Source organism: Acuticoccus sediminis, from assembly GCF_003258595.1.
GTDB classification, from domain to species: domain Bacteria; phylum Pseudomonadota; class Alphaproteobacteria; order Rhizobiales; family Amorphaceae; genus Acuticoccus; species Acuticoccus sediminis.
Window position 1 is genome coordinate 256,872 of record NZ_QHHQ01000002.1, and the last position, 11,707, is coordinate 268,578.

Sequence of the window (11,707 nt, forward strand, 5' to 3'; positions counted from 1 at the left end):
CGCGCATCTCATGGAGGATCACATGCGCAATCTCGTTCTGGCCCTCGCCCTCGTCGCCATGCCGCTCTCGCCGGCGCTCGCGCAGATGAACCACGGCAGCCACGCCGGCATGGCCGACGGCGTGCACGCGACGGCGAAGCTGAACTCCGTCGGCGACGGCAGCGTCAACGTCAGCCACGATCCGATCCCGGCGATCGGCTGGCCGGCGATGACGATGGACATGCCGCTCCTCGGCGATGTGGACACCAGCGGCGTCGCCCCGGGTGACTCGGTGACGATCATGCTGGAGAAGGGCGATGATGGCATGTACGGCATCACCGCAATCGAGCCGGCCGAGTAGGCCGGCACCCACGGCCGGGGCGACCACGCCCCGGCCACCACCAAACGAACAGCGCTGCGGCGGGCGCGTCCCCACCGCGGCCGAACCATGAGACGACTGGAGGAAACCATGATCCGTGTCGCCCGCTTCGTCAGCCTCGTCCTCGCGGCGACGATGCTCCTCGCCGCCCCGCCCGGAGCGTTTGCGCACTCCGCCGCGAAACCGGCCGTCCCGAAGGACGGCGAGACCCTCTCCGCGCCGCCGAAGGTCGTGCGCCTGGAATTCACCGGCCCGATGCGCATCACCGTCCTGAAGCTCACCGGCCCCGGCGGCGAGGTGCCGCTCGAACGGACCGACGGGATGAAGCCCGTCACCACGCTCGAAGCCACGCCGGGCAGCGCGATGGCCGAGGGCGCGTATCAGATCGAATGGCGCGGCATGGGCGCCGACGGACACGTCATGACGGGAACGGTCGGCTTCACGATCGCCCCGTGAGCGAGGTCGACAGCTTCACCCTTCTCGCGATCCTGATCCGCGCCGCGGGTTACGGCGCCGGACTGCTCGCCGTCGGCAGCGGCCTGTACCTGGCCGCCTATGGCGCCCGCGCCTTCCCGGCCAGCTCACCCGACGCAGCGGCGTCCCTCGCGCGGCGGACCGCCTTGCTCGGCGCGGCGGCGCTGGTCCTGGCGGTGCTTCTGGCGGTGGCCGGCGTGTGCGTCCGCGCGGGGCGCCTCTCCGGCATGGGCGTCGGCGGGATGACCGAGCCGATGATGCTCCAGATCGTCTGGGAGGGACCGGTGGGCCGGGCCGTCACCGTGCGCCTCGCCGGGTTCCTCCTGCTCGCCGTCGGCCTCGCCGCCTACGCTACCGCGTTCGGCCGGTTCATCCTGTTCCTCGCCGCGGGGGTGTTCGCCTTTTCCTACACGTTCGTCGGCCATGCGACGGAGGCGCCGCGCTGGCTCCTGCCGGCGATGCTGACGATCCACCTCGTCGCGGTCAGCTTCTGGGTCGGCGCCTTCGCGCCGCTGGCGATCGCCAGTCGCCGCCTCGCGGCGAAGGACGCCGCGTGTCTCCTCGAGGCCTTCGGACGCCACGCCGTCTACGTCGTCGCGACCCTCGTCGCGGCCGGGGCGGTCTTCGCCGCGGTCCTGATCGCCACGCCCGCCGGGCTCTTCGGCAGCGCCTACGGGCGGATCTTCCTCGTGAAGCTCGCGGTCGTGGCGGTGCTCCTCGGTCTCGCGGCACAGAACAAGCTGCGGCTGGTCCCGGGCCTCGCCGCCGGAGACGAGGCGATGCGCGGCCGGCTCGCCCGGTCGATCAGGCTGGAGGCTCTGGCGGTGGCGGCGATCCTGCTGGCGACGGCGGTGCTCACCTCCGTCGCGACCCCTCCGAGCCACGCCATGCTCGGCGCCGCAGCGTCGTAGGCGCGCCACGGGGTCAGTGGCGGGGCCAGATCGGGTGGTGGTCGTCGATGACGAAGGCGTGCGCGTGGCGGATCGGTCGATGCCGGTGCCAGCCGTCGCCATTCGGATCTGCCCCGGCGGTGGAATGATGCACCGGGTCGCCGTCGCCATGGCGGTGGGCGACGGGGATGTGCTCGTGCTCGATCGTCATCGGATCGCTCCGCGGCCACAGGATGGCGGCGGCGCCGACGCCGCACGTCGCCGCGACGGCGAGGACGAGCGCGGTCGTCGTGATGCCGACCGTCGCACCGAGCCAGCCCGCGGCAGGGTACGCCAGCAGCCAGCAGGCGTGCGACAGCGCGAACTGCGCCGCGAACAGGGCCGGCCGGTCCTCCGGATGCGACGAGCGGCGCAGGAGCAGCCCGCCCGGCGTCTGCACCAGCGACGACCCGACGCCGATCAGCGCCCAGATCGCGACCAGCGCGACGTAGCTGCTCGACGCGGCGGTGAGGACGAGGCCCAGCGGCAGGAGCGCGCCGCCGGCGAGCATCGCCTGGCGCGGTTCAATGCGAGCGGCGCCGCCGGTGCGCGCCGCCAGCAGCCGCGGCAGGGACAGCGCCACCGCCATCGACCCGAGCCCGTAGGCGGCGAAGGCAAGCGCGACGTTGCCGTCGGTGCCGCCGAACGTCCCCTTCACGATCACGACGGTGTTCACGATCACCATCGACCCCGCCGAGGAGACAGCGAAAGAGAGCGCCAGCAATCCCCTCAGGCGCGGCGTCGCGAGGTAGATCCAGCTCCCGCGCGTCACGCGCTTCACGAAAGGCCGCTCCGTCTTCGCCGCGACCGCCGGCAGCACCACGGTCCCCACCAGGGCGGCGGAGGCGAGGAAACCCGCCGCGTTCAGCGTGAAGAGCCAGTGGAAGCTCATGACCGTGAGGAGCGCCCCCGCGAGCATCGGCGACACGAGCGACTCCAGGTCGTAGGCGAGGCGGGAGAGCGACAGCGCCTCGGTGTACTCCTCCTCGTCGGGGAGGATGTCGGGAATCGTCGCCTGGAAGGTCGGCGTGAAGGCGGCGGAGAACGACTGGAAGGCGAACACCAGCGCGTAGATCTGCCAGACCTCGGTGACGAACGGCAGCAGCAGCACCATTCCGGCGCGCATGAGGTCGAGAAGGACGAGGAACCGCCGCCGCGGCAGCAGCCCGACGAGTGCGCCGGCGACGGGTGCGATGCCGACGTAGGCGACCATCTTCAGCGCCAGCGCGGTGCCGAGGACGCGGCCCGCATCCGCCCCGGCGAGGTCGTAGGCGAGGAGGCCGAGCGCGACGGTCGTCAGCCCGGTTCCGATCAGCGACAGCACCTGTGCCGCGAAGAGATGCCGGTAGGTGGTGTGCCGGAGGATCGAGAGCATCGCAACGTCCATCTGTGGTGCGGGCCGAGCCTGGCATGGCCCGCCAGCGCTCGCAGGGTGCCGCAATTGCCGTCAGCGTGACAACGCATCCAACGGCCGTGCGGATGCCGACGCCATGCGAAGGCGACGATCCAGTTCGGAGCGGACCGGGCGGCCGGCTAGCCTTCGGCGCCCGAACCGAGTTCGGAGCGCAGCCAGTCCGAAAAGCCGCTCATTGCGGGTGTCACGGCGCGGTCGGCGGGGTGGGTGAGGTAGTAGCGTCCGGTCGAGACCGTGTGGCCGAAGGGCTGCACGAGCCGCCCCTCCTCCAGATGGCGCGACAGCATCGCGACGGGGAGCAGCGCGACGCCGGCGCCGCCGGCAGCGACCTCGGCGAGAGCCAGCGACGAGTCGAAGACCGGGCCCGTGAGCGGGGGGCAGATGGCACCGATCTCGGCGAACCAGCGCGGCCACTCGTCGCTGCGGTAGCTGCGCAGCAGCGTCTGCTGGGCGAGGTCCTCTGGGTGATGGAGAGCGGCGGCGACGGACGGCGCGCAGAGCGGCGACATCGGCGTCTCCAGCAGCGGCAGCGCCTCGACACCCGGCCAGCTCCCGACACCGAAGCGGATCGCCATGTCGAGCCCCTCCCGGCCGATTTCGACCCGGTTGTTATGCGTCGAGAGGCGCAAGTCGATCTCCGGGTGGGCGCGCTGGAACGCCGGCAGGCGCGGCATCAGCCAGCCCAGCGCGAAGGTCGTGACGACCCCGACCTTGAGCACCTCGACGTGGTGTCCGCCGCTGATCCGGTCCAGCGTCCGCGCCATCGCGTCGAACCCGTGCTCCAGCACGGGGAAGAGCGCCCGCCCCTCGTCGGTGGGCACCAGCCCGGCCGAGGTGCGCAGGAAGAGCGTCTTGCCGAGGAGGTCCTCCAGCCGCGCGATCTGATGGCTCACCGCGGCCTGCGTCACCCGAAGCTCGACCGCAGCGCGGGTGAAGCTCCCCTGCCGGACCGCGACCTCGAAGACGCGGAGCGCGTTGAGCGGGATGTCGGGTCGATCCATCGGGGCATGACCTCAGCTAATGGCCTGCGTGATGATTTCTCGTTTGCCGGCCTGAAAGCGGCTCTGGTATCAAAAACACCTGAAGTCAACTAATAGCTCAACGCCTCCGAGACCGGCCCGAACTCGCACCCATGTCCCGTTATGACCGGGACACGCGAGGGCTGCGCCGGCCCGAGACAAGGACCTTCCAACATGATCGGTAATGTGTTCACGCTGCCTCGCGCGGCGGGGCTGGCCCTGTGCGTCCTCATCTCCACCCCGGCGCTCTCCGCCGACGCGGAGGACCGCCTCGCGGACACGATCCGCACGCTCGAGACGGACATCGACGCGCGGATCGGCGTCCTTGTGCGCGATAGCGCCTCGGGCTGGGAGTGGGGCCACCGCCAGGACGAGCGGTTCCTCATGGCGAGCACGTTCAAGTCGCTGCTCTGCGGCGCCGTCCTCGCGCAGGTCGACAGCGGCGCGCTCTCGCTCGACGAGCCCATCGAGATCGGCGAGGAGGACATGGTCGAGTACGCGCCGACGACCGAGAAGCACATCGGCGGCTCCATGACCGTCGGCGATCTGTGCTTCGCGACGCTGGACCTCAGCGACAACCCGGCCGCGAACCTCCTGATCGAGCGGCTGGGAGGACCGCAGGCGGTCACGGCGTTCGCGCGGAGCACCGGCGACGAGGTCACGCGCCTCGACCGGTTCGAGCCGGAACTCAACGTCTTCGACCCCGACGACCCGCGCGACACGACGAGCCCGACGGCGATGCTCTCGACCTGGGAGGCGATGCTGCGCGGCGACGCGCTGTCCGCCACCTCGCGAGACCAGCTTGAGGAGTGGATGAGCCACGGCGGCGTGACCGGCAAACTGATCCGCGCCGAAACGCCCGACGGCTGGACCGTGGCCGACAAGTCCGGGAGTGGCGAAGGCTACACGCGCAATCTGGTCGCGATGGTCACGCCGGAGGACCGCCCTCCCTATTTCGTGGCAATCTTCGTCTCGGACTCCCCGACCGACTTCACGACACGCAATGGCGCCCTGTCGCGGATCGGCGCGGCCGTCGTCGACGTCATCGAGGCCCGCTGAGCCTTCCGGGCCATGCGCCACGGCGGCATGGCCCACGACCCGGCGCCGCGGCGGGGCGGCCACCCCTCCGCGGCGCTGCAGGTCTCACCCGGCGTCAAGCGTCAAAACCTGCCCGCCCATCGCCTCGAGGCGCGCAAGGTAGGTGGTGGGATCGAGGAGCTGGTAGGGAAAGTAGAGCCCGGCGGGGGTGGGCGGATCGCCATCGAGCCCGAGGAGCCGTTCGAGCACCTGGGCGACGCCGAAGCCCGTCAGCGGAAACTGTCCTTCCGGATGGACGACCGCGTGACGGCTGCGGTGCGGCCGGCCCGCATGGTCCTCCCCCGCAAGCTCGATGACGATCTCGGTCGACTTCGCCTCGCCGCGACGGCGGCTGGACGTCTCGCCCGTCGCCAGATGGAAGGAGATGCTGGGCGCTCCGGTCGCGTTCGCAAGGCCGACCACGTCGTGGGGGGAAAGCGCCGTCGCCTCCATCGCGGTCCCGTCGACGGACCGGACCTTGCCCGCGGCCTCGGTCCCCACACGCCATTCCCAGACGCCGTCGCGGCGGGCGAGTGCCGCGGGTGCCGTCCGCGTCAGCCGCTCCAGATCGACAAGCTGCGCCGGTCCGCCGGTGTCCTCGTCGTCGAGCACCGCGCCGATCGCGATCTCGTCCAGCCGCGCGAACGCCCTGGCGAACTCCAGCGCCGGCAGCGTGGTGGCACCGACGAGCCATTCGGTGCCCAGAACCACCGGCGCGGCCTCCGGCCGGTCCATGAAGGCGGCGACCTCGGGACCGATCTCGTTGATCAGCGGCGCGATGTTCACGTAGGCGACACCGCGGTCCTGGGCGAATCGAAGCCCTGCGGTCCGATCATCGTTGAAGAAGACCGCGACGGCGCCGACCGGCCTGTCACCGAGACCGAGGTCGGCGGCGGCCAGATCCACCACCACGCCCTCCGCGTTCCCGACTTCCCTGGCGGCCTCCTCCGCCCTGGCCGGATCGCGGCCACCGATCAGCAGACGGATGTCTGGATGGGCGGCCCGCAGGTGGCGCGCGGTCTGACGGCCGACGACGCCGGAGCCGCCGATGAGCAGGATGGGATGCGACGACATTGCCGTGCCTCCTTGCTTGGGGTTAGAAACCTACTATTCGTAGGAAGCAACGTAGTTACCAATGGTAGGTTCCGCAACGAGTCCCGACCGGCCTCCATCCGACGGCGCTGAAGAGCCCGGCCGGCGGCGCCTCTCGAAGGCGCAGCGGCGTCGGCAGCTCCTCGAGACCGCGCTGCTGATCGTGCGGGAGGAAGGGGCGGATCGTCTCACGCTCGGGCATCTCGCGGCACGCGCCGGAGTGTCCAAGCCGGTCGCGTACGATCACTTCGGCACGCGGGCGGGACTGCTGATCGACCTCTACAAGTCCATCGACGTCGAACAGTCGAACACCCTGCGGGAGGCGCTGACGTCCGCAGAACGGTCCTTCGACGAAACGGTCGACGTGCTCGCGACCACCTACATCCACTGCTCGGCCGACACGAGCGGGGTGTGGCACGCGGTCGGCGCGGCGCTCGCCGGCAGCGAGGAGATGGACGCCGTCCACCGGGAGCTGCTCGACGGCTACGTCCGGCTCTTCGCCACGGTGCTGGCGCGACACAGCGCGCTGCCGCCGGAGGAGCTGGTGCGACGCTGCATCGGCATGATCGGTGCCGGCGAGGCACTCGCGGCGGCGATGCTGCGCGGCACCTGCAGTGAGCCAGACGCCGCGGCGGCCTTCGCCGCGCTGATCAGGGGCGGCCTGAGCGCGCCTTCACGAGCACACGGTCCCGCCACGCCGAATTTATAAATCGATCGATACATATTTCGTTGACGCCCTCATATGCCGCACCTAATTTTTGTGCCAACCGATACACAATAGGTGAGCCATGAGTGAGTTGACTGGTAAGCGCGCCCTCGTGACGGGCGGCTCGCGCGGGATCGGCGCGGCCATCGCGTTGACGCTCGCGGAGAAGGGCGCCGACGTCGCCCTGTCGTACGAACGCTCGGCCGAACGCGCCGCGGACGTGGTCCGTGCGATCGAGGCGAAGGGCCGGCGCGGCATCGCCATCCAGGCCGACAGCGCCGACCCCGAGGCCGTGAAACGCCTCGTCAGAGAGGCGGTCGACGGTCTGGGCGGGCTCGACATCGTCGTGAACAACGCCGGCATCGCCCGTCAGGGCCCCCTGGCGGAGATCGGCCTCGCCGACATCGACGCCCTCCTCGACGTCAACGTGCGGGCCGCAGTGCTGGTCTCGCAGGCGGTCATCCCGCACCTCGGACAGGGCGGGCGCATCGTCCTGATCGGCTCGTCGCTGGCCGACCGCGTGGTCTTCGGCGGCGTCACGGTCTACTCGATGACGAAGTCCGCGCAGGTCGCCCTGGCACGTGGCCTCGCGCGCGAGCTCGGCCCCCGGGACATTACGGTCAACCTGGTGCATCCGGGGGCGACCGACACCGACATGAACCCCGCCGACGCCGATCACGCCGACACGCTGCGCGCCATGTCGGCGCTCGGCCGCTACGGCACGCCGGAAGATGTCGCCACCGCCGTCGCCTTCCTCGCGAGCCCCGCCGCGAAGCAGATCACCGGCACCAGCATCACGGTGGACGGCGGCCTGAACATCTGACGGCCGATCCCGCGGCCCCCGCGGGGCCGGTCGCGGCGCGCCGAGGTTTGGCAGGCACAATCGGGGTCATCGCGGCGCTGCGTCGCCGCGATGACTGGCGGCTCGCCCATCCGACCGGGGCAGCCGCACCGCAACGATGCCCCCCTTTCGGGTGTCGGCCCGACCGCGTGCCGACGCGCGGCCACGAGCCTTCCGCCGCCAGCAACATCGTCCCGATGACGGGCGGTCTTGCGACGCCGCGATGGCACGCGGGCGTCCAGAACAGGCAACGGCGACCACCGGAACCATGAGCGCCCGCCATCCCCGCGTCAGGTCAGCAACATGATTTTATCTGCGGGCAGCCGCCATGCCGTCGTTTTCACTGGACATTAAACGAAATTGAATCGAAGGCCTCGCAACGGTTCGGTTGTTGGCCGATCGCAACGTTAAGTATATCAGTCGGATGAGGGGATCGTACCGGCGAACCCGTCTCCTTCTCCCGTGGTCCTGGTGGAACGATCCGATGTTGAACCTCCCCTCCTGCATCGCCTTCGGACACGACCTCGTGCTCGTCGGCCTTGCGGTGGTGATCTGCGCCATCGGCAGCGTCATCACCGCGCGGTTGCTGCGGCGGACGATGGAAAGCGTCGGCCGCGCGCGCATCGCCTGGATCTCCATCGGCGCGATCGCCGCCGGCTCGACCATCTGGTGCACGCACTTCGTCGCCATGCTGGGGTACGAGCCCGGCGTCGCGGTCACGTACGAGCCCCTGATCACCATCGTCTCGCTGGTGGTCGCGGTCGTCGGCTGCGGGGCCGCGTTCGGACTGGCGAGCGAGAGGGTCCGGTACGCCGCGCCGGTGGGTGGTGCCGCCTTCGGTATCGCCATCTCCGTCATGCACTATAGTGGGATGATGGCGATCGCGGTGAACGGCGTCATCGAGTGGAACGCCCCGCTCGTCGCGCTTTCCATCGCGTTCGCAGTCGTCTTCGGCGCCGTCGCGTTCTTGCAGGTGAAGCGGCGCCGCGCCTCGGGGGCGATCGTCGCCGGCGCGGTCCTCGTCTCGGTGGCGATCGTCGCGCTGCACTTCACCGGCATGGCGGCCCTCTCGATCTACCCCAATCCGGCCCTGGAAGGCGACATCCTGATCAACGACGTGGCGCGCGGCCTGATCGCCTTCGCCGTCACCGGTGTCGGGCTCAGCATCCTCGCCGTCGGCGCCATCAGCTACTTCCTCGACGAGCAGACCCGGGCGCAGTACGCCTCGCGTCTCCACCACCTCACCCAGAGCGTGGTCGACGGGGTCGCGGTCGTCTCCGGGGGGCGCATCGTCGACGCCAACGCCGAGCTTGAGCGGATGACGCATCTCACCCGCGCGGAGCTCCTCGGCCGTTCGATGTCGGACTTCCTCAACGTGAACGACGCCATGCCGGAAGGCCAGGTCCTCACCGCGACCTTGACCCCGGCCTGCGCGGCCGCGCTGCCGGTCGAATTCGCGCTGCGCACGGAAGTCTCCACCATCGACGCGACGCCGCTGACGATCTACTCGGTGCGCGACATCAGCCAGCGGCTCGCCCAGGAGCGCCGCATCCTCTTCCTTGCCGAGTTCGACAGCCTGACCGGCCTGCGCAACCGCGCCTCGTTCCTGGACAAGAGCGCTTCGCTGCTGCACTGGAGCGCCGACTCGACCCGCTACGTGATGCTCGCGGTGGACCTCGACCGGTTCAAGGAGGTCAACGACATCCACGGCCATTCGGCCGGCGACATGGTGCTGCGCACCGCCGGCGGCCGCCTGCGGGAGATCCTGGAGCCCGGCCAGATCGGCGCGCGGTTCGGCGGCGACGAGTTCGTCGTCTTCTCGCAGGTGTCGTCGAAGGATCAGGCCGTCACCCTCGCCGAGCGCATCGAGAAAGCGTTCTCCGCCGCGATCGACTACGACGGGGCGACGCTGCAATGCTATGCCAGCGTCGGCGTCGCGCTCTACCCGCAGGACGGCGAGGAGATCAACACGCTCCTCAACAATGCCGACCTCGCGATGTATCGCGCCAAGGCCTCGGGCACCGAGCGCATCTGCTACTATGACGAGACGCTGGACGATGCCATCCGCGCGCAGCGCCGGATGATCGACGAGATGCGCCACGCCATCGCCAACGACGAGTTCGAGCTGCACTATCAGGCACAGGTGCGCCTGCCGGACGAGGAGATCGACGGCTACGAGGCGCTGGTCCGCTGGCGCCACCCGACGCGCGGCCTCGTCGCGCCGAACGATTTCATCCCGGCGGCGGAGCAGACGGGGCTCATCGTCAGGCTCGGCGAATGGATCCTGCGGACCGCCTGCACGGAAGCCAGCCGGTGGGCCAACGCCCTGCCTGTCGCGGTCAACATCTCCCCGGTGCAACTCGCCGACCCGCACTTCGTGTCGAAGGTGAAGGAGACGCTTCGGACGACGGGAATGGACCCCTCGCGCCTGGAGCTCGAGGTCACCGAGAGCTGCTTCATCGGCGACAATCCGTGGGCCAACCCGGCGCTTCAGGAGCTCAAGTCGCTCGGCATCGCCATCTCGATGGACGACTTCGGCACGGGCTACTCGTCCCTCGCGATGCTCAACTCGTTCCCGTTCGACAAGATCAAGCTGGACAAGTCCCTGATCGACCAGGTCCACGCGAACCCGAAGGCCAAGAGCATCGTCAGGGCCGTCATGTCCCTCGGCGATGCCCTCGACGTCCCCATTCTCGCCGAGGGCGTGGAGATCGTGGAGCAGCTCGACTACCTGCGCGCGGAGGGTTGCTCGCTGGTCCAGGGCTACTACTACGGCAAACCCGGCCGCCTCACGGTGGCCGACGCCTCCGCCGGTGAGCCGTCCAAGTCCGGCCTGAGCGGCCCGGCCCGGCCGGCGGCGGCAGGCTGACCGACCGCGCCGACGCGGCGCGCTAGAACATCAAGGCCTTCAGCGGCATCCAGATGCCCATCAGCATCATCATCAGGCTCTCCGTCAGCGACACGAAGCCAAGCGGAACGGACGAGCTGCCGCCGACGCACGCGCACTTCAGCTCGCGCTTGTCGATGTAGACGGCCTTGAAGATGCTGACCGCGCCGACGGTCCCGATGAACAGGGCGACCGGAGCCGAGATCCACACCAGCGCGCCCGCCGTCATCAGGATGCCGGCCAGCGCTTCGCCGAAGGGGTAGATCTTGCCGTACCTGACCCAGCGGCGCGCCAGCAGGTCGTAGTTCAGGAACATCGTCGAGAAGCTCTCGACGTCCTGCAGCTTCTGGATGGCGAGGATCGTCATCGACAGCGACACGAACCACTCCGCCGCGCGCAGCGTCAGCGGGGTGCCGTACTGGTGCCACGAGAGCCCCAGCGCCAGGAGGAACGCGACGGAAAAGATCGCCACGACCGGCTGATACGTGGTGTCGCTCTGCTCCTCCTTCGGGGGGTCGATGCCGAAGTGGACGCGAAGGTCGTCGTACCCGCCGACGCGCTGGCCGTCGATGAACGTCTGCGGCGTCGTCGAGACGCCGTGCTTCGCCATGAAGGCGTCCGTCTCCTGCCGGGTCGTCAGATGATGGTCGTCGACCTTGAAGCCCTGCCGCTCCAGGAGGTCCTTGGACTTCAGGCCGAACGGGCAGATGTGGTCGGGCATCACCATCCGGTAGAGAGCGGCGGTCCTCGTTTGCACACGCTGCTGCATGTCGTGCTCCTTCCTCGTCGGTCGGCAGCCCTCGGCTCGGCCGCGACGCCCGTCGGGCCGGCCGGCCCGGCGGCGTCAGCTCACGCTGCCGCGCCCGACACCGGAGGGCCGCCGTCGACAGGTTTGAGCACCGCGGACAGG

11 protein-coding genes are annotated in these 11,707 nt (G+C 69.9%); 7 read left to right on the forward strand and 4 right to left on the reverse strand.

The window, feature by feature from the left end; translation table 11 throughout:
- Positions 1 to 22: 22 nt before the first annotated feature.
- From DLJ53_RS09365 to DLJ53_RS09375, 3 genes are all read left to right on the forward strand, one after another.
- The gene (locus tag DLJ53_RS09365; RefSeq protein ID WP_111344590.1) at positions 23 to 340 is read left to right on the forward strand and encodes a copper-binding protein; all 318 of its coding nucleotides are present in this window, start codon (positions 23 to 25) and stop codon (positions 338 to 340) included.
- 108 nt (positions 341 to 448) lie between these two features.
- On the forward strand, positions 449 to 814 hold the full coding sequence (locus DLJ53_RS09370) for a copper resistance CopC family protein (protein ID WP_162409039.1): 366 nt from the start codon (positions 449 to 451) through the stop codon (positions 812 to 814).
- Positions 811 to 1,743: a copper resistance D family protein gene (locus tag DLJ53_RS09375; protein ID WP_162409041.1), complete on the forward strand. Its 933-nt coding sequence runs from the start codon at positions 811 to 813 to the stop codon at positions 1,741 to 1,743. The genes DLJ53_RS09370 and DLJ53_RS09375 overlap by 4 nt, the downstream gene beginning before the upstream one ends.
- A 13-nt stretch (positions 1,744 to 1,756) precedes the next feature.
- Here the strand turns inward: DLJ53_RS09375 and DLJ53_RS09380 are convergent, their stop codons facing one another.
- Both DLJ53_RS09380 and DLJ53_RS09385 read right to left on the reverse strand, forming a co-directional pair.
- Positions 1,757 to 3,136, reverse strand: coding sequence for an MFS transporter (locus tag DLJ53_RS09380; RefSeq protein ID WP_111344596.1), 1,380 nt, complete (start codon positions 3,134 to 3,136; stop codon positions 1,757 to 1,759).
- Positions 3,137 to 3,294: 158 nt separating this feature from the next.
- Entirely contained in the window at positions 3,295 to 4,176 is an 882-nt protein-coding gene (locus tag DLJ53_RS09385) for a LysR family transcriptional regulator (protein ID WP_111344598.1), read from the reverse strand.
- Positions 4,177 to 4,368: 192 nt separating this feature from the next.
- Between DLJ53_RS09385 and bla the strand changes: the two genes are divergently transcribed.
- On the forward strand, positions 4,369 to 5,253 hold the full coding sequence (bla, locus tag DLJ53_RS09390; protein ID WP_111344599.1) for a class A beta-lactamase: 885 nt from the start codon (positions 4,369 to 4,371) through the stop codon (positions 5,251 to 5,253).
- A gap of 84 nt (positions 5,254 to 5,337) precedes the next feature.
- Here bla and DLJ53_RS09395 read toward each other — a convergent pair whose 3' ends face one another.
- Positions 5,338 to 6,345, reverse strand: a complete 1,008-nt coding sequence (locus DLJ53_RS09395) for a Rossmann-fold NAD(P)-binding domain-containing protein (protein WP_111344601.1) — start codon at positions 6,343 to 6,345, stop codon at positions 5,338 to 5,340.
- Between the two features lie 61 nt (positions 6,346 to 6,406).
- Between DLJ53_RS09395 and DLJ53_RS09400 the strand changes: the two genes are divergently transcribed.
- The 3 genes from DLJ53_RS09400 to DLJ53_RS09410 all read left to right on the forward strand — a co-directional run bounded on the left by DLJ53_RS09400 (position 6,407) and on the right by DLJ53_RS09410 (position 10,779).
- Positions 6,407 to 7,072 (forward strand): TetR/AcrR family transcriptional regulator, encoded by a 666-nt coding sequence (locus DLJ53_RS09400; RefSeq protein WP_111344603.1) that lies wholly within the window; start codon positions 6,407 to 6,409, stop codon positions 7,070 to 7,072.
- Between the two features lie 79 nt (positions 7,073 to 7,151).
- A complete protein-coding gene (locus tag DLJ53_RS09405; RefSeq protein ID WP_111344605.1) occupies positions 7,152 to 7,892 on the forward strand; it encodes an SDR family NAD(P)-dependent oxidoreductase in 741 nt (246 codons plus the stop codon).
- 502 nt (positions 7,893 to 8,394) lie between these two features.
- On the forward strand, positions 8,395 to 10,779 hold the full coding sequence (locus tag DLJ53_RS09410; RefSeq protein ID WP_162409043.1) for a bifunctional diguanylate cyclase/phosphodiesterase: 2,385 nt from the start codon (positions 8,395 to 8,397) through the stop codon (positions 10,777 to 10,779).
- Between the two features lie 22 nt (positions 10,780 to 10,801).
- Here DLJ53_RS09410 and DLJ53_RS09415 read toward each other — a convergent pair whose 3' ends face one another.
- Positions 10,802 to 11,566, reverse strand: coding sequence for a glutaredoxin family protein (locus DLJ53_RS09415; RefSeq protein WP_211100569.1), 765 nt, complete (start codon positions 11,564 to 11,566; stop codon positions 10,802 to 10,804).
- Positions 11,567 to 11,707 lie beyond the last annotated feature (141 nt).